Below are 24,064 nucleotides of genomic sequence, written 5' to 3'. Positions count from 1 at the left end.
GGGGTTGTGAAAGGAGTCACCATGACGATTGGTCGCATTGCCCCCATGTTGGCGCTCGGAGCCTTCCTGGTGCTGAGCCCCCGCACCGTGCAGGCCCAGGAGCAGAACCCGGACAACCCGGAGTGCCTCGGAGATGAGTGCGGTCGCCCCAAGGAGGAGGGCGGCGGCTGCGGTTGTGGCTGCGGCTGTTCCGTCTGGGTGGCGTACACGGACGACGGCAAGACGCTGTCGTACACGGACGACGCGGACGGCGACGGCAAGGCGGACGACAAGGACAACTGCCCCTTCACGTCGAACCGCGACCAGACGGACGGTGACGGCGACCTCGCTGGCGACGCCTGCGACAACTGCGCGGCCGTCTCCAACGCCACGCAGTTGGACACCGACGGTGACGGCATCGGTGACGCGTGCGACCCGGACGACGACAACGACGGCAAGCCGGACGGCGAGGACAACTGCCCCTCCATCCCGAACGCCACCCAGGCGGACAACGACGGGGACGGCATTGGCGACGTCTGTGACGACGACGACGACAACGACGGGCGCAAGGACGGCGAGGACAACTGCCCGCTCATCGCCAATGAGAACCAGCAGCTCCCGGCGGACGTGAGCGCGTGCCGCGTGGACGCGGACGGCGACAACGTCTCCGACAACCTGGACAACTGCCCCGGCCTGTCCAATCCGGACCAGAAGGACACCAACGCCAACGGCATCGGCGACGCGTGCGACCCGGACATCGACGGTGACTCGGTGCTCAACACCGCGGACAACTGCCCGGCGGTGGCCAACCGCGACCAGGCGGATGACGACGGCGACGGCCTGGGCGACGCGTGCGACACGCGCTACTGCGTGGTGCTCAACAAGGACAACCCCAACGACTGCCTCGACCCGAAGTCGCCCTTCAGCGTGGGCACCGGCGGCGTCATCAGCGTGGAGAAGACGGGCATGGCCGTGCGCCCGCCCCTGTTCGCCAACCGCAACGGCGCGGCCATCGAGTACACGTGGACGGTGGTGAAGCGTCCCTCCGGCTCCACCGCGGTGGTGGAGAACCCCAAGGGCGCCGTCACCTACAGCCGCCACTGGGAATACCAGTACGTGGACGGCAGCGTGCCCAACTTCCAGCCGGACAAGGAAGGCGAGTACGAACTGCAGGTGTCCACGCGCCTGGCCTTCGCGGACCGCGTGTTCCCCGACCAGCGCGCCTCCGTGTCCAGCCTCTTCGTGAAGGTGGGCAAGGACGACAACTCCGGTGGCGGCTGCACCTCGCTGCCCGCGGGCGGGAGCGCCGCGGCCCTGGGCGCTGGCGTGCTCGGCCTGCTGCTGCGCCGCCGCAAGAAGGCGTAAAGAGAGATGTCCCCCATGCCAGGAGGTCCGCATCGCATGCGCCGTCAGCTCGTCGTTCCGCTTCTTGCGACCGGCCTCCTGGCCCTGGGTGTGCTGTCCTGTTCAGACACGCTCCTGGAGCCGCGCGCCCAGGAGCAGTCCCAGTTGGATGACCGGCTGACGCTCACCGGCCGGGTGTGCACGCGCCCGGCGAACCCCACCGGCTTCCCGGTGAAGGTGGTGCTCGTCGTGGACGAGTCCGGCAGCATGTGCGTGTCGGATCCGCCGGGCTCTCAGGAGGGCAGCGGCTTCTGCGAGCGCGCGGAGGTGCAGGCCATCATCCCGCCGGGCGTGACGGAGCCCGCGCGCGTGCGCGCGCTGAAGAACCTGGTGAACGGCTTCCGGCGCATCAACGACGCGCGCCAGGGCAACATCAGCATCGCCATCGCCCCGTTCGAAACGAACGTGAAGAACACCTGGCCGCCGGCCTCCACGGGGGACCGCTTCGCGCCGCCGGGCAACATCAACGGCTACATCGAGGGCCTGCAGTCGCAGTTGGGCAAGGGCACGGACTACCAGGGCGCGCTCAGCTACGCGTACAGCCTCATCGCCAGCGACATCGAAGCGGTGTCCCAGGCCACGCCGGAGCTCCTTCCGCGCACGCGCTACGTCGTGGTGTTCCTCACGGACGGCACGCCGTACCCGCGCTGCTCCGCCAACGACGACCTGTCCGTCTACGCGGGGCCGGACACGCCGGACCTCACCTGGCGCGACTCCATCTCCAGCTTCTGCAACGCCACCAGCACCACGGACGCCATCACCGGCTTCGAGGTGGGCACGGACCGCAACCAGAACTACCAGCTCTTCAGCTACGTGCGCCGGCTGATGGAGCTCAAGACGCAGTACAACGTGGGCGACGTGCGCATGCACACGGTGCTGCTCTTCAACGAGGAGGCCGTGCGCGCCTGTGGCCCCATCTGCCAGGACATCTACGGCACCTACCCGGGCGTCCCGGAGGCGCAGTACCCGGCGGCGGCGAAGAAGATCGCCTCGTACCTGCTCAAGCGCTTCGCGGAGATGGGCAATGGCGTGTACCAGGAGTTCAGCGACACGGCCGAGATCGGCGAGCTGGGCCTGGGCGCGCTGGACTACTCCTCCTTCGCGTCGCCCAACGTGATGAAGACGCTGCTGGTGGAGCCCCTGAGCTCCGCGCCGGGGGATGACGGCCGCGTGCTGGACAGCGACGGCGACGGCGTCCCGGACTCGCTGGACAACAGCTTCACGCTCAAGACGAACCCCTTCACCATCGACAGTGACGGGGACTGCCTGAGCGACGGCTTCGAGTACCGGCGCCAGGACCAGGGCTTCAAGCCGGGCAACGACCTGGACGCGCGCGGCTGCAACCCGCAGTCCCCGCTGACGCCCGGCTGCATCTGCCGGGACACGGACGGTGACGGGCTGTCGCAGTTCGCCGAGGCCTACCTCAAGACGCGCCAGGGCATCGTGGACAGCGACGGCGACGGCGCGCCGGACGGGCTGGAGGCGAAGTACGGCCTCAACCCGCTCCAGTCGAGCGTGGCCGGCCTGGACACGGACGGCGACGGCGTGCCGGACGACGAGGAGCTGAAGGCCGGCAGCGACCCCACCCGGCGCGACCGGCCCTTCCACGACAAGTACGGCATCCAGTACGAGGTGACGAAGGTCCCGGGCGGCACCGACACGGACGGCGTCTGCTACGACTTCACCGTGTCCAACCTCCAGTTGGTGACGCCGCCGGACCGCTCCGGCGTGAAGCAGGGCTACAACCTGTTCAAGGTGTGGTTCGCGGAGGCGCCGGAGAGCGGCGTGGCCACGGACTACGGCGTCTGGCGCACCGCGTGCGCGTGGGCGCAGTACGCGCCGCCCAGCGTGCGCGTGCCGCTGGGGCCGGACCTGGCCATGGATGACGGTGACTTCCGCCGGCCGGATCAACTGGTGGACCCCTGGAGAGCCCAGGGCAATTGCGTCGGCGTGTCGCCGTCGCAGGGAGGCGCGTCGCCGTGAGCCGCGCGGGACGTTGGTTGGCCCTCACCCTGGTGGGGTTCGCCGTGGTGGTGGCCTGTACGGATTCGTACCTCTACGACCCGCGCCGCGACACGGAGGTGCCCGCGGACCGGGCCGTGGCGCTGGACGGGCGCTTCTGCACGCTGGGCGCCAACGAGGTCATCCGGCCCATCAAGATCATCGTCGCCATGGACGCCAGCCAGTCCATGCGCGTGAGCGACCCGGACGGCACGCGCGCCACGGCGCTGGTGGACCTGATTGAAAACCTGCCGCAGGACGACGAGGTCTCCATCGCGGTGATGCTCTTCGCGGGCAGCACCACGGCGTTCCTCACGCAGGACCCCGGGCCTCCGGCGGAGGACGGCTTCGTGCAGGTGTCCCAGTTGGACGCCACCGCGAAGGCCATCCTCACGGAGAAGCTGCTCACCTTCCGCAACACGGACACGTCGCCGAACCGGGACTCGACGGACTTCGTCAAGCCGCTGTCGGACATCTACTCGCTCATCAACACGGACATCGCGCGGGCGCGGCAGCAGCCCAGCGGGAGCGACGCGCTGGCGCAGGCGCGCTACTCGGTCATCTTCCTGTCGGACGGCAAGCCCACCAACAACCAGGATGACGAGCTCATCCGCGGCGACGCGGTGGTGCGCATCCGCCAGTTGCGCGACCTGGTGGAGGACGTGCGCTTCAACACCGTGCACGTCTTCAACCCCACGCAGCCGGTGCCGTCCGTGTGCGACCTGGTGGCGGAGGACGGCGGCTTCGGGGACGGCGGCTGCCCGCTGCTCATCATCAACCAGAACGCGGACCGCCTGGAGAAGATGGCCACGCTGGGCGGCGGCAACTTCCGCGACTTCCGCAACAACGAGCCCATCAACTTCCTCAACTTCCAGTTCGGCCAGGTGCGCCGCGCCTTCATCGTGAAGGACTTCGTGGCCTCCAACTTCTCCGCGCCCCCGGGCAGCCCGCTGGATGAAGCGGACACGGACGGAGACGGCCTCACCGACGCGCGCGAGTACGAGCTGGGCACGAACCCCAACCTGCGCGACACGGACGGCGACGGCTTCAGCGACGGCGTGGAGGTGTACTTCCGCGACCGCGGCGTGCAGTTCGACCCCACCCAGGAAGTGCAGCCGGACGGCGGCGGCCTGGACAAGGGGTGCCCGCCCGCGCTGCGCGGCGTGGACACGGACTGCGACGGCCTGCTGGACTGCGACGAGCAGTTCATCGGCACCAACGCCACCCTCCAGGACAGCGACGGCGACGGCGTGCCGGACGGCATGGAGTGGCGGGGCGGCACGCAGGGCTCCAGCAACGACATGGACGAGGACCCGGACACGGACGGGCTCACCAACCGCAGCGAGGCGCGCATGCACATGCGCCCCCTGCAGGTGGACACCGCCAACCTGGCCTCGGACGCGTACCGCTACAGCCTGGAGGCGGACGGCCCGGTGGATGACCAGGGCCGCCAGTGCTACCGCTTCCGCGTGGACAACGTGCTGCTGGCGCCCACCATCGCCATGGTCGCCGACGGCGGCGTGGACGGGGGCGTGGACGCCGGCACCGTGCAGCGCGGCGCGGGCTACAACGACATCTACCTCTCCGTGTCCATGCTGCCCGCGGACGACCCCACCGCGCGCACGCTGGTGCGCACCTTCCGCGTGGACTCCGTGCGCTACCCGGTGGGTGGCATCAAGTCGCCTCCGGATGGCGTCATCCGCGTGAACCCCGAGGACTTCGTGGACGGCTGCCCCGGCGTCGTCCCGACCCTCTCGCCCGTCCCCTGATTCTCCCGAGCCCCCCATGCGCCTTCGCACCCGACTGCTCCCGCTCGCGCTCCTGTTCCTGGCCGCCTGTTCCTCCGGCGGGGATGACACGCCGGACGCCGGCACGGGCGTGGTGGAGGACCTCTGCAACAGCCGCGACGAGGCGCTGACGAACGCGGACTGCGAGTTGAAGCCCGGCGTGCCGCTGGAGCGCTTCCTGGCGCTCACGGGCGACGTGAAGGCCGGTGACGAGGACTGGTACAGCGTCCGCATCCCCGCCACCGCCAACGCGCGCACGCTGGTGCACGTCACCGGCACGTACCTGGCGTCCAGCACGCCGGTGAACCTGTCCGTGACGGTGCAGGAGAAGGACAAGAGCACCGCGCTGGTGGCGAAGTCGGACCAGCACGGCTCGGGCGCGCCGAAGCCGGTGGACATCATCCTGCCGTACGCCACGCCGGACACGCAGCTCCTCATCGTGGTGCGCGACGCGCCGACGAACCCCGCGCGCCCCAACTTCGATGCGCGCAACCCCTACCGGCTCACGGTGGAGCTGCTGGAGAACCCGGACGCGAACGAGCCCAACGACGTCACGCCCACGCCCATCGCGCTCGCGGCGCAGGGGGCCGTGCAGGTGGGCACCGCGCAGGGCTACCTGGCCACGGACAACGACGTGGACCGCTTCAGCTTCCCGCTGACGGCGGGGAAGATCGCCTACGTGCGCATCACCGCGCCGGACCAGGGCTTCCCGCCCAACTACCGCCTGTCCTACGAGCTCGTGCGCCCCAACGGCACCGACAAGGAGTCGGAGGGCAACGTGCTGCCCAAGGTGCACCCGGGCGTGCTGGCCACCGCGCGCAAGGTGAAGCTGGCGGGCACCTGGGGGCTGGTGGTGAAGGGCTACCGGGGCAACAACGAGCCCGTGCCCTCGGGCGACCTGCGCCAGCCCTACGAGGTGGAGGTGCGCGTGGTGGATGAGGTGGACCCGCGCGACCAGTCCGGGGACAACGACGCCTACGCCCGCGCCTTCACCCGCAGCCTGGTGGGTTCGCCCGGGACGTCCACGACCTTCGAGGGCCGGCTGGGCTACGTGGGCGACCGCGACTGGTTCGCGCTGAGCCTGCCCGCGTACGCGAAGCCCAGCGTGCTGCGCTACCGGCTGGTGGAGGTGCCCACCCCCACGCGCTTCGACCCGCTGCCCCTGCCGCTGGGCCAACTGGCGGACCGGCAGGTGCTGGTGTTCACCACGGTGAGCACGGCGGTCACCGCGGAGCAGCGCGCCACCTGCACCAGCGACGCCACCGTGTGCCCTCGCGACGCGCGCGAGCACCCCGACGCGCCTTCGCTGGTGCAGGCCTACTGCAACAACGCGGAGGCCGTGCTGTGCATCCAGTCGCTGCGCGAGGAGAGCGACCCGGCGCGCTTCCCCGGCCTGAGCAACTTCCAGGGCGCGCTGCCGGTGCCCGCGCACGCCGCGTCGTTGACGTACCACTTCGTGGTGCAGGACGACGGCAACAACTGGGCGGATGACCGCGACTACCGGCTGGAGGTGTCCTGGGAGGCGGAGGACGCGGAGGAGGAGAACGCCTACAGCGGGGGCGTGGAGCAGGCGCGCTCCAAGACGCTCGGCGGCGTGGGCGCGGGCAGCCTGCCCGTGGGCAACGCCACCTTCGAGGCGAAGGGCCAGTTGACGCATGGCCACGGCCGGCTGCGGGGCAACGACCGCGCCACGGGCCTGGGCGTGCGCGGCCCCACGGACTACGACGCGGTGCCCTCCGACACGGACACCTTCCAGTACCAGCTCCCCGCGCTGAGCGCGCCCGAGGACGCGGCGTGGCTGGTGCAGTGGGACGTGGACAACCTGCCGGATGGCGGCACGCCGCACGGGCTGGCGCTGGATGTGACCTTCTGCGACGGCACCGCCACGGACGGCGGCGCCGCCACGTGCACGCCGGTGACGACCACCAGCATGGGCGGCGCGCTGACGCTGGCCTACAGCCCCACGGTGATGCGCGCGTGGCACACCTCCGCGAGCGCGCCGCTCAGCAGCTACCAGGCGCTGTACCAGTTGGAGAAGACGGCCACCACGACGCGCGTCACGGTGGCGCCCTACGCGTGCGCCTGCCTGGAGCGGCGCTTCATCCGGGGCGGCACGCTCAAGGTGGCGGTGAGCGCCACCGAGCGCACGGACTACACGCCCGTGGGCTACACGCTGCGGACCGGCTACGGCGACTACCCGCGCGGCTACACGGCGGCGGATGGTGGCGCGCCCACGTCGTGCCCGGCGCCCACGCAGGACGGCGGCACGTGGGTGGGTGGTTGCCAGTTCACCCGCTAGCGGGCCCGGGCGGGCGGCGGGGCTTCACGCCTCCGCCGCCTCCGGGGGCACCGCCGGGACTACGGCGCGATGCCCTTGCCCTTGAGCGCCAGCTCGCGCGTCTCGCCGTTGGCGGCGTTGGACTTGAGGGTGAGCGTGCCGGTGAACTCCTTCGCGGCGTTGGGCTTGAAGGCCACCTCGATGAAGGCGCGCTCGTAGGTCTCCAGCTTCAGGGGGCCGTTCTCCGGCCAGGTCTCCGGCTTCTTCATGGTGAAGACGCTGGGGCCGGAGATGGAGGCCTCGTTGAGCTCCAGCGTCTGGAGGCCGCGGTTCTCGATGTAGAGCGTGTTGAAGGTCGTGGCTCCCACGTAGGTCCCAGCGGAGAACTCCGTGTCGAAGCTCAGCTCCGTCCGGTCGATGAGCAACTGCGGCGTGTTCGGCAGCTCCTCGGCCTCGTCTCCGCAGCCCGCCAGGGCGATGATGGTGAGGGGCAGCCACAAGTTGCGCAGGCGCATGGACATCCACTCCTCGGTGAGGTTTGAAAGAATGTCTGGTGTTGTAACACGGAATGTCTCGCGACTGGCGGGCGCGGTGATGGGATTGATGCTCGTCGCATGCGGCGGCTCGCGGGAGGACTTCATCGGCGCGCGCGTGCTGGACGTGTGCAAGGCGTCCTGGCCCGTGTGCAGCGAGTACGCGGGCTGCATCCTCGGGCCGGAGAGCTACTCCGAGGGCCGCTTCCCCGGACGCGGGCAGGTGCTGGTGCGCGTGCCGGAGGCCTCCACCATCAAGGTGAGCTTCTACCTGGAGGAGGTGACGGCGGCCGGGGAGGAGACGGCCATCACCGTGCACGAGGAGGGCTGCCGCGCACGGCAGCGCAAGGCGTCCACGGGCCGCGCGGCGTTGGACCAGATGGAGAAGTTCGGCGTCTTCACCCAGCAGGCGGACGTCACCGGGGTGGGGGACCACCTGGTGGAGTTCGACTCCGACATGCAGGCGCGCTACGTGGTGAAGGTGGACGTGACGCCGCTGCGCCTCCAGTAGCGCGCGGCCTTCAGCCCTTGAGCGTGCGCACCAGGTGGTCCGCCACGCGGAAGCTGTTGGCGGCGATGGTGAGCGTGGAGGGCACGCTGCCGCCGGTGGGCATGAAGCTGCCGTCCACGACGTAGAGGTTGGGCACCTCGTGCGCGCGGCAGTGCTTGTCCAGCACGGAGGCCGCCGGGTCGTCACCGAAGCGGCAGGTGCCGTGCTGGAGGATGGTCGTCTCGCCCTGCGTGCCCACGCGCTCCACGCTGTCCGGGTCCAGGCGCATCAGCACCTCTTCGCCGCGCTCCACCAGGAAGCGCGTGGCGGCGAAGTCCGCGGGGTGCCGGTCCAGGGTGATGGCGGCCACGGGGATGCCGTACTTGTCCTTCACCTCGGGCTCCACCGTGACGGAGGTGCCGGGCGTGGGGAGGAACTCCGCGTAGACCTCGAACTCGAGGATGCGCGAGTCGCGGTACGCGCGCATGCGGTCCTTCAGCTCCTTGCCGAACACGCCCGTCTTGCCGGTGCCCGCCAGGCCCACCGCCGCGTAGATGGGGTTGGGGTGCGCCCACATGAAGCCCAGCGTGCCGCCCTTGCGGAAGCCATGGCGCCCGTCCGGCATCAGGTAGAAGTCCTGGAGGCTGCGGTTGACGAAGGGCGCCGGGTCCGTGAGCCAGGGCCGCGCGGCCTTCTGCCTGGACACGCGGAAGTGCGCCCGCGCGCCGCCGAAGGAGCTGAAGAGGAGGTTCTTCCCCACCAGCCCGCTGCCGTTGGCGAGCCCGTTGGGGAAGCGGCTGGAGGTGGAGTTGAGCAGGAGGCGCGCGCTCTCCACGGCGGTGGCGGAGGCGATGATGACCTTCGCGGGCTGCTCCCGCGCGACGCCGTCCTTGTCCAGGTACACCACGCTCTTCGCGCGGCCCTGCCTGTCCACTTCGATGGAGCGCGCCATGCTGCCCGGGCGCACCTCCACGTTGCCGGTGGCGATGGCGTTGGGGATGAGGCTCGCGAGCGTGCTGCTCTTGGCGCCCGTCTCGCAGCCGTAGCTGCCGCACAGCGCGCAGTACGCGCACGGAGAGCGGCCCTTGTAGGCCTTGCTGATGATTCCGCGCGCGGTGGGCAGGGCGTGCCAGCCCATGGCCGCGCACACCTTGTCGATTTCGGACGCCACCGGGTGCACGTCCAGGGGCGGCAGCGGGTAGGGGCCGCTGCGGGGCTCGGCGAAGGGGTGGGGGACGGCCTGGCCGGACACGCCCAGCTCCGCTTCCGCCTTGTCGTAGAAGGGGGCCAGCTCCTCGTAGGAGATGGGCCAGTCCGCCACGGTGGTGCCGGGCACGGCGCCCAGGGTGGAGCGCAGGCGGAAGTCCACCGGCTTGAGGCGGTAGAAGAAGCCGCTCATGTGCACGGTGCCGCCGCCCACGCAGTTGGCGGTCCACGCGGCGTTGCTGCGCTCGTAGCGGCCCCTGGCCCCCTGGCGCACCAGGTGCGGCTCCTCCCACGGCAGCGGCATGAAGAAGTTGCGGCGGCTGTTGAGGATCTCGTCGTGGACGAAGTCCCTGGGCTGGTAGTGGCGGCCCTTCTCCAGCACCACGACCTTGAAGCCCGCCCTGCCCAGCTCCAGCGCGAGCGGCGCTCCGCCCGCGCCGCTGCCCACGATGCACACGTCCACGGAAGGCAGGCTCACGGGTGGTGACCTCCGCACTCGCGCAGGCACTTCGGGCCGTCGTAGCCCTCCGGGGGGGCCATGGCGAGCGTGCCCACGGTGTCGAAGCCCATCAGGCGCCAGCCCACGCGGCCCTTGTTGCCGCCGTAGGACGGGTCCCCCAGGAAGCCCTCCAGGCTGAGCGTCATCAACAGCTCGAAGAAGTGGGCCTCGCCGCTGCCGGCGGGGCTGTCCTTGAAGAGGGCGAGCAGCTCGTCCTGCTGCTCGGGCGTGGCCTGGGCGAAGCCCTTCTGGAACATGCGCTGCGCGCGGCGCTCCAGCGCGGACAGGCCCTGGAGGAAGTCGCGGTGCATGGACTCCAGCCCCTGCGTCTCCAGGATGCGGTCGATGTAGAGCGCCACGTCCGCGTCCTGGGCGCCCGGGTCTTCATCGCGGGGGAGCAGCCGCTCCGTGGCCGCGGCGACGACGGCGTACTCGAAGGCGGAGAAGGTGCGCAGCGTCTGGCCGGCGGAGGTGGTGCCGGTGGGCTCCGGGGCCTTCTTCGCTTCCGCCTCCTTCGAACGTTTACACGCAGCGCCGCCCAGCAGCACCACGCCGCCGCCGAAGAAGGTGAGCCGCTGGATGAAGGTGCGCCGGGACAGCTTCGGGGGGAGCGAACGCGCGCGAGCCATGACATGCGAGCCTAGCCCAGGTGCCCTAGGATGGCGCGCTCAACCAGGCCGACTGGACCAAGGAGAAGAACCGTATGAAACGGCACGCGTGGCTACTGGGAGCGGCGCTCGCGCTGGGATGTGGCGGCGGCAAGCCCGCCAACCCGGACGCGGGGTCGAAGCCGCAGGACGACGGCGGAACGACGGACACGCCCTTCGTGCGGCTGACGGTGGACACGGGGCCGAGCGAGCAGACGGCCATCTCCAACATCGCGATGGCGGTGGGCCCGGAGGACCGCATCGGCATCGCGTACTACGTGAAGGTGAACGACAAGGACTTCGAGCTGCGCTACCGCGAGGTGCGGGACGGCCAGGTGCAGGCGCAGGCGGAGACCATCGCCACCGTGCAGCGCGTGTACGGCGTGTCGCTGGCGTTCAGCCCGTCCGGCCAGCCCGCGGTGAGCTACCTGGGCGGCGGAAGCGATGACTCCATCTTCTGGTTCCAGAGCGACCTGGCGGTGTCCTACCGCAACGCGAACGGCACCTGGACCGAGCACATCGCCGTCACCCAGGGTGACGAGGCCGTGGCGGGCAACCCGGTGAGCGACACGGGCTACCTGGTGGGGCTCAACCCCTCCATCGTCTTCAGCGGCAGCCAGGCCCTGGTTGTGTACCGCGACGGACACAACGGGCAGTTCCCGCAGCAGGACTGGGCGGGCAGCGACGTGGAGCTGGCCAGCGGCGGGCCCACGGCGTGGCAGCACCGGGTGGTGGCGTCGGGCGGCGACCAGAAGAACGCGTACGGCGGGCACCTGCAGATGCTGATGGCGGGTGAGCAGCCCGCGCTGGTGTTCGACCAGGCCTTCGGGGCCGCGGACGCGCCGGGGCAGAACGTGTTCTTCCAGCGCCGCAACCCGGACGGCACCACGTGGACGCCGCCGGTGCAGGTGCAGGCGGTGGGCAACACGATGCTGGGCGCGTCGATGGCGTACGACCCGGCGGTGGGCTTCGGCATCGCGGCGGTGGACCGCTCCAACAGCCGGCTCACGCTCATCACCTGCGCGGGCACCACGGGCACGAAGTGCACGGCGGCGGGGGACTGGACGACGCCGGACCCCGTGTACCAGACGGGTTCCGGCGGCTGGTACCCGTCGCTGGCGTTCGACCCGAAGACGCACGACCCGTCCATCGCGTTCCACATCTGCTCGCTGGAGTCCGGGCGCAACGAGGGGAGCTGCTCTCCGTCCGACGACGCGCTCGTCATCGCCACGCGCGTGGAGGACCAGTGGCGCGAGGTGACGGTGGACACGGCGGGCGGCTGGTCGCCCAAGCTGGCGTTCCTGTCCTCCGGTCAGAGGGTGGTGCTCTACCGCGCGGGCGGCACGCAGGCCCTGACGCTGGCGGTGGAGCGGTGAGCCTCGCGGGACGCGCCGTGGCGGCGCTGGGGCTCGCGGCCGTGCTCTCCGGCGCGGGCGCCGTCGCGTGCCGCGGAGACAACGAGCTGTCCGGCAGCGTGTCGGAATTGTTCCCCGTCACCGACGTGTCGCGGGTGGAGATCCGCCGCAACCCGGAGGCGCTCCAGGTGAGCTACTTCCGCAACAACGGCCTGGACGTGGACCTGGTCGCGCGGCTCACCGTGGACACGGAGGGCGTGGACCTGAAGCCGGGCACGAAGGTGCAGCTCGGCGGCACCACGCCCTCCGGCCGCGACCGCGCGTCGGTGGTGCACGTGGCCGCCGGTGAGCCGGCGCGCGTCTTCACCCAGGTGGAGCGCGGCGACTTGGTGCTGGACGAAGGCGGCAACGTGGGCGAGGCCACGCGCGGGGACTTCTCCCTGTCCTTCAAGAAGGGCGACGGCTACGGCGCGGGGCGCAGCATGGAGGGGACGTTCAACTCCCTGGCGCTCGACGCGGGCTTCGGCCCGGACCTGGGCGACGTGGTGGTCGACGAGCCCGCGCCCTGAAGCACCCCGGGGCTTCCGGTGGTTTCGCGCCGGAAGCCCCAAGCTGTCTGCTACGGCGTGCAGGTGTCGAGCGTGGCCATGCCCTGGGACAACTGCCCCTGGTGCGTGGCGAACCGCGCGAGCGCCGGAGCGCCACCGTCCATGAAGAGCTGGCGCGCGGCGTCCACCGCGTCCCGCGCGTGCACCGTCACGGTGGAGCCGCCCGCGTCCGTCACCTTCACCGCGCCGTCCGCCTGGCCCTGCGCGCGGATGAGCAGGGCGCCCGCCTCGTCGCGCGCGACCATGCCGTCCTCCAGCGGCTCGAAGTAGCGCACCAGCGGCTCCTGGCCTTCACGCTGGAGCTCCAGGCGCATGACGCCGGACTCCACGTCGCGGGACATCTTCAGCGTGTCGGTGGGGCCGAGCTTCACGATGCGCGTGTTGGAGTCTTCTCCCTCCACGCTGCTCACCGGGTTGCCGCCGGTCCAGAACTCGATGCTGTTGACGACGAGCGCGTCCACCAGCGTGCCAATCTCATAGACGGGCACCACGATGAACACGAGGAACACCAGCCACTGGACGAACTTGTTGCCGGAGATGCCCTTGTTGAACTGCCAGATTTTCTGGGTGAGCTTGAACGAGCCGAAGCAGCCCGTCGCGTTCATCATCAGGACACCCGCGCACAGCACGCCGAGCCAGCGGGACGGACGCATCTTCATGAAGCCCTCCTGGGGGATGGGGACCGCGGAAGCGGCCGCCACCATGCCACGAAGGCTCAGTCCGACTCGCTCTGAACCAGCCCGTACTTGTGCAGCAGCGAATAGAGGTGCTTGCGGTCCAGCTCCGCCTCGCGGGCGGCGCGGGCGATGTTGCCCCGGGCGCGGCCCAGCAGGCGCGTGAGGTACTCGCGCTCGAAGGCACGGACGAGTTCGTCCTTGCACACCTTGAACGGCCCGGTGAACTCCACCGGCAGGAAGTCCCCGGCGGGGGCGGGCACGTCGCGGGTGAACTCGCGCAGGAGGTTGTCCCCGGCGAGGCCCGGGATGTCCACCATGTGCCGGGCGCGCTCCAGGGCGTTGCGCAGTTCGCGCACGTTGCCCGGCCAAGTGTGCCCCAGGAACTGCTCCTGGATCTTCTCCGGCAGCCGGGGCCAGAGGCCCTCGCCCGCGAAGGCCTCCACGAGCAGCGGGATGTCCTCCTTGCGGTCGCGCAGGGGCGGCAGGCTGACGGTGAAGACAGACAGGCGGAAGTAGAGGTCCTCGCGGAAGCGGCCCGCCTGGGTCTCCGCCCACAGGTCCTTCTTGCTGGCCACGACGATGCGCGAGTCGAAGGAGATGGGCGTGGAGGAGCCCAGGCGGCGGAACTCGCGGTCCTCGATGGCGCGCAGCAGCTTGGGCTGCAGGTCCAGGGCGAGGTCGTCGATTTCGTCCAGGAAGAGGGTGCCGCCGTGGGCGCGCTCCAGGCACCCGATGCGCTGGCCCACCGCGCCGGTGAAGGCGCCCTTCTCGTGGCCGAACAGCTCGGACTCGATGAGGGAGTCCGACACGCTGGCGCAGTCGAAGACGACCAGCGGCCCGGCCGCGCGGGGGCTCAACTTGTGGATGGCCTTGGCGCCCGCGCCCTTGCCGGAGCCCGTCTCGCCCACGAGCAGCACGGTGGAGTCCGTGGGGGCGATGCGCTGGAGCAGCGCGAAGATCTGCCGCATGGGCACGCTGCGGCCCACGAGGTCGCCCAGCCGGTCCTCGGCGGTGGGCTCCACCTGCACGGGCGTCATCTGCGGGCTGAAGCGCAGGCGCACGTCACCCACTTCCAGGAGGGCGCCGGGGCGCAGGTAGGCCTCGCGCACCTGGGCGCCGTCGAGGAAGGTGCCGTTGGTGGAGCCCAGGTCCTGCACGAGGAAGCGGTCGCCCTGGCGGCGCACCACCAGGTGGTTGCGGCTGACGGTGGGGTGGTCGATGACGACGTCGTTGTCGGTGGACTTGCCGACGCGCAGGTCCTCCGTGGCGAGCGGGTACACGGTGCCCGCGCGTTCGGTGTCCAGCAGCACCAGGTGGAAGCGCTGCGCGGACAGCCGTTCCCCCTGCGCCCGCGCGGCGACGACGGTGTGCGTGGGGATGGGGACGGGAGGAACGGGAGGCATGAGCGGCCGGGGAGTCTAGACGGCTTCGGGCCCGCGCGGGCTGTCTGTCGGCGCAAGCCGTGCCCGGCAGGTGGGCGGCCGGGCACGGCGCGTCAAAAGCGTGTGCGCCAGTTTGTTTTCTCGCGGTGCGAGAGATGGGGCCGTCTTCATCACCGGCGTGTGGAGTTGCAGGCCCAAGGACAACGGCCGCCCTCCCCATGAAGGGGAGGACGGCCGTGTCGGGACTTCGGCGTGGCGGGTGCGTCAGTCGCCTTCGTAGATGCCGATGAGGCCCGGGGTGACGACGCCCGTCTTCGCGTTCTTGGTGCCCTCGAAGGAGACGAGGACGCGGCGCTTGCCGGCGGAGCGGTCGAACTGGATGTCGGACACGCTGCTGACGGAGGTGACCACGTTGCCGAAGACGTCACCGCTGTACTTCACCGTGCCGCCGCCCTTGAGGCGGGTGATGCCGCCCCACCAGTTGGCGCCCACCCAGAGGCTGCCGTCCCAGGGGTCCGTCGCCACGGCGGACGTGGGCGCCATCGCGGGCGTGCCGCCCTTCGCGGGCGTGTAGTTGACCAGGTCCTGCATCACCTTGGTCTCCACGGTCCCGTTGGCGCTCAGCCGCGCGAGGCCGTAGTAGAAGGAGCCGACCCATACGCCGCCGTTGGACGCCGGAGCCATGCCGGAGACGTTGTCGTCCACGCGCTGCGCGGCGGTGGGGTAGTTCGGCACGGCGTCAGGCCAGATGTCGAAGCGGTTCCAGTCGTAGCCCGAGTCCTCCGTCTCACTCTGGGCCGTCCAGTAATCATCCCCATTGGTGCCGTAGCGGAAGCGCGTGGAGCGGATCTGCCCGCCGAAGAAGACGTCGTGGTTCTCCGTGATGGAGATGCCGTAGTAGCGGTCTGAGAGCAGCTCGCCCGCGGAGCCGGAGATGGCGGGGTGCACGTGCTCGTAGAGGCCCGCGCACTCGAACTCCCACTTGAAGCCCTCCGTGTTCCAGGGACGCGGGTCCCAGCAGTATGCCGGGACGATGCCGTTGAACTTCGCGTCGCCCATGGCGAAGCCGTGGTTGCCGCCGAACCAGACGACCTCCTTCGCCGGGTCGTAGGCAATGCGGTAGATGGTGCAGACCTTCTCGCGCCCGCGCAGCTCGGCCTTCACCTTCTTGGGGCCGGTGTGGATGTCGTAGTGCACGACGTCGATGGAGCCGTCGGCCTTGAGGGTCACCTTGTCCGCGTCGCCGCTCTTGTAGACGCTGGCGTCAGGCTCGCGGTGGGCATTCTCCGCCTGGTCCCACTCGTCCTCGCAGGTGGGCATGCCCGGCTGGGGCGGCTTGCCGGCGTAGCCGACGAACACCGTGCCATCCGGGCCGCCTGCCACGGAGATGACCTTGAGGTACGGCATCCCCGCTGGAGGGCCGCCCACGCCGTCGCGCATGCGTCCGTAGGGGCGCAGGCCGTCGGACATCGTGAAGCGCTGAATCGTGTTGGAGCCCTTCTTGATGAGGAACAGGCCTTCCTCGCCGCCCGCGACCCAGACGTTGCCACCCTGGTCGGCGGTGATGCCGTACACGTAGCGCGGCGCTCCCTGCTCCTGGTTGTAGAACGTCCAGCCCGGGGCCGACGGGCGGGGATAGGTCTGGACCTTCTCCGGAACCCCCGCGTCGGTGCCCGTGCCCGCATCCGTGCCGGTGCCCGCGTCGGTGCCAGTCCCTGCGTCCGTCCCCGTGCCCGCGTCCGTGCCCGCATCCGTCCCGGTGCCCGCGTCGGGGACCTGGGTCCCCGCGTCCGTCCCGGTGCCCGCGTCCACTTCACCCGTGCCCGCGTCCGGCAGCCGCGGGTCCTCGTCCACGGGCGTCACCGGGACCACCGGGTCATCCACCTTGCGCGTGTCGTTGTCGTCCCCGCCGCAGCCCGTCCACCCCAGCGCTCCCGCCAGGAGGAGCGCTCCCGTCCACCGCCACCCGTGCCTCATATGCCGCCCACCTCACACCAGGCCGGGAGAGGGTCCCCCGGCACGAAGCCATTGTTCGCGGCCATCAAGGCAAGGAGGGTGCCAGCCCTCGGGGGCCGCTCACCGTCGGGCCGTCGTCGGTGGGCGTCGGTTGAGCGACACCGGGTGGGCAACCCTTTACCCATTGTGTGAACGCCGGAGTCCCGGAGCGCCCCGCAACCGTGCTAGGGCCTGGGCAATGGCTGGGAACGACGCACGCGGCCGCACCCCGCTGTCCCTCGTGGGACAGGAGCCGGACCTCGTCTTCTACACACGGCAGGCAACCGAGCACGGCGGGCCCGTGCTCGTGCTGGGCGCCGCCAACGGCCGGGTGCCCTGGTCGCTCGCGGGCCATGGCTTCTCCACCGTCGGCGTGGACCCCTCCGAGGCGATGATCCGCTCCGCCGAGGAGCGCCGCGCCTCCGAGTCCCCGGACGTCTCCGCGCGCACGCGCCTCATCGCAGCGGACCCCCGCGCGCTGCGGCTGCCGGAGCAGTTCCCCCTGGTGCTCGCCCCGCAGCACGCGCTGGGCCTGATGTCCGGCCGCGACGACCTGGAGGCCTTCCTCGCCACCGTGCGCCACCACCTGTCCCCCGGCGGCACCTTCATCTACGACGTGCTCAACGCCCCGCGCGAACCCGTGCTGCCGCGCGATGACGACGAGCCCGGCGCCGCCGTGGAGCCCCGCCGCCCCCTCTTCGCCCTGCACCTGCGCGAGCGGCGTCCCGCCGGCGGCCAGAGCCCCATCCGCCGCCTCAAGCTGAAGCACTTCCTGCCGGAGGAGCTGGAGAACGCGCTCACCGCCAGCGGCCTCACGCTGCGCGAGCGCTACGGCCGCTTCGACGGCAAGCCCTTCGACCTGGAGGACCTGCGCCAGATTGGCGTCGCCGGGGCGTGAGCGGCGCGCTTCAGCGCTCGAAGCGGTAGCCCAGGCCGCGCACGGTGAGGAAGTGCCGGGGCGCCTCCGGGTCGGCCTCGAACTTCAGCCGGAGCTGGCGCATGAAGTTGTCCACCGTGCGCGCGCTGCCCTCGTAGTGGTAGCCCCACGCGCCGGACAGGAGCTCCTCGCGCGTGAAGGTGCGGCCCGGGTGGGCGAGGAAGTGCGCCAGCAGCTTGAACTCCTGCGCCGTCAGCTCCACCGGCTGCCCGTCGCGCGCCACCGTGCGCTGCGACAGGTCCACCTTCACGTCCCCGAACGTCACCGGCGGCGGCGTGGTGCCCGTGGCTCCGAACCGGCGGCGCAGCACCGCCTTGATGCGCGCGAGCAGCTCCTGGAGCCCGAAGGGCTTCACCACGTAGTCGTCCGCGCCCAGGTTGAGGCCCAATATCTTGTCCGACTCCTGGCCCCGCGCGGACAGCACCACCACGGGCGTGTCCCGGCCGCGCTGGCGCAGCTCGCGAATCACCTCGTAGCCGTTCATCTCCGGCAGCATCAGGTCCAGCACCAGCAGGTCCGGCGCCTCGTCCAGCGCCTTGGCCAGGCCCGTGCGGCCGTCCTGGGCCTGGAGCACCTCGTAGCCCTCGAAGCGCAGGTTCATGGACACGCCGGTGAGGATGGACAGGTCGTCCTCCACCACCAGGATGCGCTGGGGCTTGTCGTCGTGAGGGACGGAGGTGCTCATGCGCGGCCCACCGGGAGCTGGATGGTGAAGCAACTGCCCTGGCCGGGCTCGCTCTCCACGGTGATGCGGCCGCCGTGCGCGTCCACGATGCGCTTGCTGATGGCGAGCCCCAGGCCGCTGCCCTCCGTCTTGCGCGTGAGCAGGTTGTCCACCCGGTAGAAGCGCTCGAAGATGCGCTTGCGGTCCTTCCTGGCGATTCCCACCCCGTTGTCCTCCACCGACAGGTTCACGTGTCCGCCGTCTCTCTGTGCCCGGAGGGCGATTTTGCGGTGGGTGGGCCCACTGTACTTGTAGGCATTCTGCAACAGGTTGAGCAGCGCGCCCGCCACCGCGACCCGGTCCACCTCCACGTGGGGCAGCCCTTCCTCCACCTTCACGGTGAACTCCATGCCGTCGCCGTGCCGCTGCGTGCGGAAGGCCGCCACCGCCGCGTCCACCACGTTCGCCACCGGCAGCGACTCGCGCTGGTACACCTTGCGGCCGCTCTCGATGCGCGCCCAGTCCAGCACCCGCTCGATGAGGTCCGACAGGCGCTCGGTCTCCTTCGTGAGCAGGTCCAGCACCTCCTGCTGCTGCGCCGGGTCCTTCAGCCGGCCCAGGGCCAGCGTCTCGATGAACATCCGGATGGACGTGAGCGGCGTGCGCAGCTCATGGCTCACCAGCGACACGAAGTCCGTCTTCATCCGGGACAGGCGCGCCTCGCGGTAGAGCACGCGGGCGGTGTAGCCCACGCCGAAGGTGAGCGTCAGGTAGAACAGGCCCAGCAGCACGCCGTACACGGCGCGGTTGCGCGTGGACGCGCTCGCCACCGGGTCCTCGCCCATGGGCAGCACCACCAGGCGGAAGTCCTGCAGCGGCGCGGACAGCACCCGCTCCGCGAGCACCGGCGGCCCCAGCGCGTTCTGCCGCGCCTGGGCCACCTCCGACATCAGCCGGTTGACGAGCCCGCCCTCGCTGGACGTGTCCCGAGGCACGGGCAGGAGCGTGAAGCGCACGGGCTCCGACGTGGCCCGCCCCTGCGCCTTTTCCGACAGGAGCGCGTCCAGCGCCACGCCTGACAGCCGCACGCCCCGCACGGTGGCGCCCTGGCGCTCGGCGGCCACCATCACCGCGCGGCCTCCCGTGGCGAGCGAGAAGACGGTGGGCACGGTGGGCAGCGAGGCGGCCTCCGGCACCAGCGCCGCCAGGGACTCCGCCAACTGCGGGTCCTTCGTGCGGACGAGCCCGTTCTCCACGAGGAAGGAGCCGTCCGGGTCGGACAGCTCCTGGTCATCCGGCAGCAGGAACGCCAGCCGCTCGTTGTCCACGCGCTCCAGGCGTCCGCTGCTGAGCGCGCGGGGCACCTCCGCGGACAGGTCCGCCAGCGTCCCCCGCCACGCGGCCTCCAGGCGTTTCTCCACCGCGGCGCGCTCGTTGATGATGGCCACGACGCCGAAGCCGGACAGGCCGGCTGACGGCAGCACGACCAGCAGGATGAGCAGCGCGAACGTGCGCCGGAAGCTGAGGATGACGGGCGCGGGACGAGACACGACCCCCCGTGTCTACACGCGACGGAGGTCTGGCGCTCGCGGCTTTTGGGGGAGGGGGGAGTCTTCCCGACATTGTCGGGAGGCACACGGCGGGTGGGGAAGGCGTCGACTTCGGAGGGCGGCTGGGCGAGCATGCGGGCTTCGGGACGGCGTGTGAGCAGGGCCGGCACGCTTCCGGACAGGCCGTGGGGCTCGCGCGCAGGGTGGGGCCGGAGGAGCGCGCGGAGGCCTTCGCGGGAGGGGATGGCATTTCCGATGCGACGGCAGGGATGGGCCGCGCTGTGCGCGGTGACGACGCTGGTGCTGTCGGGTTGCAAGGAGCGCGAGGTGGCGGGCACCTGGAGCAACGCCTCCGGGTCCGTGGCGCTCAGCCGGGACGACTCGCTGCTCTACGTGGTGGACGCGGACAACGGCATCCTCGCCGTGGTGGACACGGCCCGCCGGGAGAAGGTGTCCGAGGTGCGGGTGGGCCCGCGCCCGGAGCGCGTGACAGTGGGCCCGGACGACACCGTGTACGTGACGAACCGGGGCGGCCGCAGCGTGTCCGTCATCCGCAAGGGTGACGCGGTGGAGGCCGCGCGCGTCCCGGTGGGCGTGGAGCCCACGGGGATGGCGCTGTCGCCGGATGGCAGCACGCTGTTCGTGGTGAACAGCGCCATGCGTGAGTCCGCCGCGAGGGGCAGCCTCACCGCCATCGACACGGGCACGCTCACGGCGCGCTGGGAGCTGCCGCTGGGCGAGGAGCCGCGCGGCATCGCGCTGCTGGAGGACGGCCGCAAGGCGGCGGTGTCGCTGTTCCGCCAGGGCGACGTGATGACGGTGGACCTGTCGGACGCGAACCGGCCCCAGGTGATGCGCGGCGGCACGGACCTGCTCGCGAAGGCCAACCGGATGCTGCCCTCCAGGGCGGGCGGGTCCTCCTCGGCGGGCGATGCGCCGCTGCCCGTGGAGACGGGCCCGCGCTCCTTCCGGTCGCGCGGCATGGTGGACCTGTTGAGCGCTCCGGACGGCCGGCGCCTCTTCGCGCCGGTGCTGTGGTCGCGCGAAGACCCCCTGGGCGGACCCGTGGACGGCCGCGGACCCAATCCCGGGGACTCCATGTACGGCGGCGGGACGCCCTGCGGCGCGGCGGCCGGTGGCGGCGTGGTGGCCGCGGGCCTCATCACCTTCGACGCGGAGGACGACGCGCCCCGGCCGGTGGTGGACGACCTGGATGAGTGCAAGCCGCCGCCGGAGGAGAAGCCGGACTACCCCACGTCGCTCATCGCGAGCCCGTCGTTCAAGGAGCCCCTGCAGGGGCCGGCGGCGGCGGTGGTGGACCCCACGGGCGCGTGGCTGTTCCTGGTGAACCAGGACTCGAACAACGTGGCCGTCCTGCCCTCGTGGCGCCGCTCCGGTTCGGACCTGGTGAGTGAGGGCAGCCCGGTGCGGCAGTTGGTGTCCGTGGGCGCGGGCCCCAACGGCATCGCGCTCACGCGGGACGGGCGCAAGGCGTACGTCTACAACGCGTTCGACCACACGGTCAGCACGCTGGGGGCCAGCGGGGACGCGTTGGGGGACATCCGCGAGGAGGGCGAGCGCCTGGTCATCGCGGGCGACACGCTGTCGCCGATGGCGGCGGCGGGCCGGCGGTTGTTCTTCAGCGCGGTGGATGCGCGCATGACCAGCCCGGCCGTGGCGGTGTCCTGCGCGTCGTGCCACCTGGAGGGCCGCGAGGACGGCCACGTGTGGGGCTTCCCGGACGGGCCGCGCCAGACGCCCAGCCTGGCGGGGCGCATGACCACGGCGACGGCGCCCTTCCACTGGAGCGGCGAGTTCTCCGCGCTGGGGGACTTCATGAGCGCCACGGTGAAGGACCGCATGGGCGGCCAGGAGCTGGACGAGGACACGGTGGCGAAGCTGGGGGCGTTCATCGACGCCATCCCCGCGCCGGACAACGCGTTCCGGGGCGAGCCGCTGACGGCGTCCCAGGCGCGCGGGGCCGCCCTCTTCACGCAGGCGAAGTGTGACACGTGCCACACGGGCGCGGCGCTCACGGACAACCGCAACGTGGACGTGGGCACGTTCGTGCTCTCGGGCGTGCTTCAGGACGCGGCGGCGGTCATCAAGGCGGGGCTCAACACGCCGTCGTTGCTGGGCGTGGGCCGCACCGCGCCGTACCTGCATGACGGCAGCGCGCCCACGCTCAAGGCCCGCCTGATGAACGGCCGGGAGACGAACCAGCACGGCATGACCGCGCAGTTGTCCGACGCGGACATGGACGACCTGGTGGCGTACCTGGAGACGCTGTAGCAGGGGAGGGGCACGGGGCCCGAGGGTGCCCGTGCCCCGCGTTGCTGCTGGCGCGGGTCGTGCTGTTCGCTGAAGTCCACGGTCATGAGCAGCACCCGGGAGTCGAGGGTGCTCAGGCCGATGGCGACGGCGCGCCCCAGCCCCGTATCAGGGCTTCGATGGCGGCCATGTCCGGCCCCCGGGCTGACGGATGAATTCGTCCAGATGAATGGATTTGTTCCCGTGTCTGGAACGCCCAGCGAGGCCGCGCCCGTGGAACGCGCGCCGCAGGCTACTGCGCCGGGGGCGTGGTAACGGGCGCCGAGGGCTGCTGAGCATCGGAGCCTGACGCCAGTGCGGCCGGCGCGGGCTTCTGCTCCGCTGGCGCAAGCGTCGGTGCGGGAGCAGGCTTCTGCGTCGCGGCGTCAGTCGTCGGCGCGAGTGTCGCGGGCTTGTGCTCCGCAGGCGCAAGCGTCGGTGCGGGAGCAGGCTTCTGCGTCGCGGCGTCAGGCGTCGGTGCGGGTGTCGCGGGCTTGTGCTCCGCAGGCGCAAGCGTCGGTGCGGGAGCAGGCTTCTGCGTCGCGGCATCAGGCGTCGGCGCGGGTGTCGCGGGCTTCGGCTCCGCAGTCGCAAGCGTCGGTGCGGGAGCAGGCTTCTGCGTCGCGGCGTCAGGCGTCGGCGCGGGTGTCGCGGGCTTCGGCTCCGCGGGCGCAAGCGTCGGCGCGGGAGTAGCGGGCTGCTGTGCGGCCGGCGTGGGCACTGGCGCGGATGGCGCGGGCTTCTGAGCGGCCGGCGTGGGCACTGGCGCGGATGGCGCGGGCTTCTGAGCGGCCGGCGTGGGGTTCTGATCAGCCGGCGTGGGCACGGGCGCGGGTGTCGCGGGCTTCTGCGTTGCCGGCGTGGGCACGGGCGCGGATGGCGCGGGCTTCTGCGCAGCCGGCGCGGGCACGGCCGTCACGGGCTTTTGCGGAGCCGGAGCCACGGGCGTCGGGTTCGCGGGACGTGGCACCACGGGCCGCGCGTTACCCGGATTCACCGGTGCCGTCACGGTGGGGCGCGGGGCGGGGACGGGCGGCGGTGTCCGGGTGTCCGATGGCGCGGAGAGCAGCGCCGGTGACCCCGCGCGCGGCGCGGTGAGGCTGCCCATCGGCTCCAACGGCTCAGCCGGGAGGAGGCTGTCCCCCGCGTCCGCCGGAAGCTCCGTGCCCGCGTCCGCCGTGGCCTCCCCCACGCCGTGATTCGACGTCACCGCGAGCCGGGCCACGTCCATCGCCCGGTCGGGATCATCCCCCAGCCAGGTCACGACCACGACGCACGGCGTGTCGTCATCCCACGCCACCACCTGCGTCATGCCCTGCACGGGGTTGCGGCGCGCGGCGGCCCGGCCCAGCGCCGGAATCTCCTCTCCGCCCGCGTTCAACGTGGGCGCGAGCAGCGCGCGCACATCCGCGGTCGTGTACTGCGGCTGGCAGTCATACGCCACCGACACGGACACATCCGCCAGCGCCGCCGAACGCAGCGAGCACACGGGCCCGCACGTGGGACACGCGCGCTCCTCCTTCATCGTGAAGCCGTTCAACGTCAGGTCGCGCAGGTCCGCCGGCAGCAGCTCCTCGCACGAAGGCAGGGTCAGCGTGGAGGGCCGCCCCGGCGGTCCAATGGCCCCCGCGTCCGCCGCGCCCGTGCCCGCACCGGGCCTGCTGCACGCGCCCAGGGCGAGCGCCATCAGCAGTGCACCCCGTCCGACCCTCATCCCGTTGGCTCTCCTCACCGACGCCATGCGCGCGGGCGCGGATGGTAG

18 protein-coding genes are annotated in these 24,064 nt (G+C 71.3%); 9 read left to right on the top strand and 9 right to left on the bottom strand.

Annotated elements, in window-relative coordinates; all coding sequences use genetic code 11:
* Window positions 1–21 precede the first annotated feature (21 nt).
* The 4 genes from K8556_RS17875 to K8556_RS17860 are packed head-to-tail and all read left to right on the top strand — an operon-like array spanning window position 22 to window position 7,470.
* Entirely contained in the window at window positions 22–1,344 is a 1,323-nt protein-coding gene (locus K8556_RS17875) for a thrombospondin type 3 repeat-containing protein (RefSeq protein WP_223741284.1), read from the top strand.
* Between the two features lie 36 nt (window positions 1,345–1,380).
* Window positions 1,381–3,366 (top strand): vWA domain-containing protein, encoded by a 1,986-nt coding sequence (locus K8556_RS17870; RefSeq protein ID WP_223741283.1) that lies wholly within the window; start codon window positions 1,381–1,383, stop codon window positions 3,364–3,366.
* Window positions 3,363–5,153, top strand: a complete 1,791-nt coding sequence (locus tag K8556_RS17865; RefSeq protein ID WP_223741282.1) for a vWA domain-containing protein — start codon at window positions 3,363–3,365, stop codon at window positions 5,151–5,153. Before K8556_RS17870 ends, K8556_RS17865 begins: the two co-directional genes overlap by 4 nt.
* A 16-nt stretch (window positions 5,154–5,169) precedes the next feature.
* Window positions 5,170–7,470, top strand: a complete 2,301-nt coding sequence (locus tag K8556_RS17860) for a hypothetical protein (RefSeq protein ID WP_223741281.1) — start codon at window positions 5,170–5,172, stop codon at window positions 7,468–7,470.
* Window positions 7,471–7,529: 59 nt separating this feature from the next.
* On the opposite strand, the gene K8556_RS17855 is transcribed toward K8556_RS17860, so the two are convergent.
* Complete coding sequence (locus tag K8556_RS17855) at window positions 7,530–7,964, bottom strand: hypothetical protein (RefSeq protein ID WP_223741280.1); 435 nt, start codon at window positions 7,962–7,964, stop codon at window positions 7,530–7,532.
* Between the two features lie 88 nt (window positions 7,965–8,052).
* On the opposite strand from K8556_RS17855, the gene K8556_RS17850 reads away from it, so the two are divergent.
* Complete coding sequence (locus K8556_RS17850) at window positions 8,053–8,493, top strand: hypothetical protein (RefSeq protein ID WP_223741279.1); 441 nt, start codon at window positions 8,053–8,055, stop codon at window positions 8,491–8,493.
* A 10-nt stretch (window positions 8,494–8,503) separates the two neighbouring features.
* Here the strand turns inward: K8556_RS17850 and K8556_RS17845 are convergent, their stop codons facing one another.
* Window positions 8,504–10,156: a GMC family oxidoreductase gene (locus tag K8556_RS17845; RefSeq protein WP_223741278.1), complete on the bottom strand. Its 1,653-nt coding sequence runs from the start codon at window positions 10,154–10,156 to the stop codon at window positions 8,504–8,506.
* On the bottom strand, window positions 10,153–10,806 hold the full coding sequence (locus tag K8556_RS17840; protein ID WP_223741277.1) for a gluconate 2-dehydrogenase subunit 3 family protein: 654 nt from the start codon (window positions 10,804–10,806) through the stop codon (window positions 10,153–10,155). The genes K8556_RS17845 and K8556_RS17840 overlap by 4 nt, the downstream gene beginning before the upstream one ends.
* 74 nt (window positions 10,807–10,880) lie before the next feature.
* Here K8556_RS17840 and K8556_RS17835 point away from each other — a divergent pair, with 74 nt between their 5' ends.
* Both K8556_RS17835 and K8556_RS17830 read left to right on the top strand, forming a co-directional pair.
* A complete protein-coding gene (locus K8556_RS17835; protein WP_223741276.1) occupies window positions 10,881–12,200 on the top strand; it encodes a hypothetical protein in 1,320 nt (439 codons plus the stop codon).
* Window positions 12,197–12,748 carry a hypothetical protein gene (locus tag K8556_RS17830; RefSeq protein WP_223741275.1) on the top strand — a complete coding sequence of 184 codons (552 nt, stop codon included), beginning with the start codon at window positions 12,197–12,199 and terminating at the stop codon, window positions 12,746–12,748. Before K8556_RS17835 ends, K8556_RS17830 begins: the two co-directional genes overlap by 4 nt.
* 50 nt (window positions 12,749–12,798) lie before the next feature.
* Here the strand turns inward: K8556_RS17830 and K8556_RS17825 are convergent, their stop codons facing one another.
* From K8556_RS17825 to K8556_RS17815, 3 genes are all read right to left on the bottom strand, one after another.
* Window positions 12,799–13,446 (bottom strand): DUF3332 domain-containing protein, encoded by a 648-nt coding sequence (locus tag K8556_RS17825; RefSeq protein WP_223741274.1) that lies wholly within the window; start codon window positions 13,444–13,446, stop codon window positions 12,799–12,801.
* 56 nt (window positions 13,447–13,502) lie between these two features.
* Window positions 13,503–14,867, bottom strand: a complete 1,365-nt coding sequence (locus K8556_RS17820; RefSeq protein WP_223741273.1) for a sigma 54-interacting transcriptional regulator — start codon at window positions 14,865–14,867, stop codon at window positions 13,503–13,505.
* Window positions 14,868–15,110: 243 nt separating this feature from the next.
* Complete coding sequence (locus tag K8556_RS17815) at window positions 15,111–16,823, bottom strand: hypothetical protein (protein WP_223741272.1); 1,713 nt, start codon at window positions 16,821–16,823, stop codon at window positions 15,111–15,113.
* 217 nt (window positions 16,824–17,040) lie between these two features.
* Here K8556_RS17815 and K8556_RS17810 point away from each other — a divergent pair, with 217 nt between their 5' ends.
* A complete protein-coding gene (locus K8556_RS17810; protein WP_223741271.1) occupies window positions 17,041–17,739 on the top strand; it encodes a bifunctional 2-polyprenyl-6-hydroxyphenol methylase/3-demethylubiquinol 3-O-methyltransferase UbiG in 699 nt (232 codons plus the stop codon).
* A 10-nt stretch (window positions 17,740–17,749) separates the two neighbouring features.
* Here K8556_RS17810 and K8556_RS17805 read toward each other — a convergent pair whose 3' ends face one another.
* Window positions 17,750–18,463 (bottom strand): response regulator transcription factor, encoded by a 714-nt coding sequence (locus K8556_RS17805; protein ID WP_223741270.1) that lies wholly within the window; start codon window positions 18,461–18,463, stop codon window positions 17,750–17,752.
* Window positions 18,460–19,992, bottom strand: coding sequence for an ATP-binding protein (locus K8556_RS17800; RefSeq protein ID WP_223741269.1), 1,533 nt, complete (start codon window positions 19,990–19,992; stop codon window positions 18,460–18,462). The genes K8556_RS17805 and K8556_RS17800 overlap by 4 nt, the downstream gene beginning before the upstream one ends.
* A 255-nt stretch (window positions 19,993–20,247) precedes the next feature.
* Here K8556_RS17800 and K8556_RS17795 point away from each other — a divergent pair, with 255 nt between their 5' ends.
* Window positions 20,248–22,284, top strand: a complete 2,037-nt coding sequence (locus K8556_RS17795; RefSeq protein ID WP_223741268.1) for a c-type cytochrome — start codon at window positions 20,248–20,250, stop codon at window positions 22,282–22,284.
* A 271-nt stretch (window positions 22,285–22,555) separates the two neighbouring features.
* Here the strand turns inward: K8556_RS17795 and K8556_RS39135 are convergent, their stop codons facing one another.
* A complete protein-coding gene (locus K8556_RS39135; RefSeq protein WP_255651867.1) occupies window positions 22,556–24,016 on the bottom strand; it encodes a hypothetical protein in 1,461 nt (486 codons plus the stop codon).
* Window positions 24,017–24,064: the final 48 nt, after the last annotated feature.

Source organism: Corallococcus sp. AS-1-12, from assembly GCF_020036995.1.
Classification (GTDB): Bacteria; Myxococcota; Myxococcia; order Myxococcales; family Myxococcaceae; genus Corallococcus.
This window is presented reverse-complemented; position numbering and strand designations above follow the sequence as displayed.

What these genes read in the sequence shown, in the direction of transcription:
- K8556_RS17875 (WP_223741284.1), top strand. Translation starts at nt 22, where the DNA reads ATGACGATTGGTCGCATTGCCCCCATGTTGGCGCTCGGAGCCTTCCTG.
- K8556_RS17870 (WP_223741283.1), top strand. Translation starts at nt 1,381, where the DNA reads ATGCGCCGTCAGCTCGTCGTTCCGCTTCTTGCGACCGGCCTCCTGGCC.
- K8556_RS17860 (WP_223741281.1), top strand. Translation starts at nt 5,170, where the DNA reads ATGCGCCTTCGCACCCGACTGCTCCCGCTCGCGCTCCTGTTCCTGGCC.
- K8556_RS17855 (WP_223741280.1), bottom strand. Translation starts at nt 7,964, where the DNA reads ATGCGCCTGCGCAACTTGTGGCTGCCCCTCACCATCATCGCCCTGGCG.
- K8556_RS17850 (WP_223741279.1), top strand. Translation starts at nt 8,053, where the DNA reads ATGCTCGTCGCATGCGGCGGCTCGCGGGAGGACTTCATCGGCGCGCGC.
- K8556_RS17840 (WP_223741277.1), bottom strand. Translation starts at nt 10,806, where the DNA reads ATGGCTCGCGCGCGTTCGCTCCCCCCGAAGCTGTCCCGGCGCACCTTC.
- K8556_RS17835 (WP_223741276.1), top strand. Translation starts at nt 10,881, where the DNA reads ATGAAACGGCACGCGTGGCTACTGGGAGCGGCGCTCGCGCTGGGATGT.
- K8556_RS17825 (WP_223741274.1), bottom strand. Translation starts at nt 13,446, where the DNA reads ATGAAGATGCGTCCGTCCCGCTGGCTCGGCGTGCTGTGCGCGGGTGTC.
- K8556_RS17820 (WP_223741273.1), bottom strand. Translation starts at nt 14,867, where the DNA reads ATGCCTCCCGTTCCTCCCGTCCCCATCCCCACGCACACCGTCGTCGCC.
- K8556_RS17815 (WP_223741272.1), bottom strand. Translation starts at nt 16,823, where the DNA reads ATGAGGCACGGGTGGCGGTGGACGGGAGCGCTCCTCCTGGCGGGAGCG.
- K8556_RS17810 (WP_223741271.1), top strand. Translation starts at nt 17,041, where the DNA reads ATGGCTGGGAACGACGCACGCGGCCGCACCCCGCTGTCCCTCGTGGGA.
- K8556_RS17805 (WP_223741270.1), bottom strand. Translation starts at nt 18,463, where the DNA reads ATGAGCACCTCCGTCCCTCACGACGACAAGCCCCAGCGCATCCTGGTG.
- K8556_RS17795 (WP_223741268.1), top strand. Translation starts at nt 20,248, where the DNA reads ATGCGACGGCAGGGATGGGCCGCGCTGTGCGCGGTGACGACGCTGGTG.
- K8556_RS39135 (WP_255651867.1), bottom strand. Translation starts at nt 24,016, where the DNA reads ATGAGGGTCGGACGGGGTGCACTGCTGATGGCGCTCGCCCTGGGCGCG.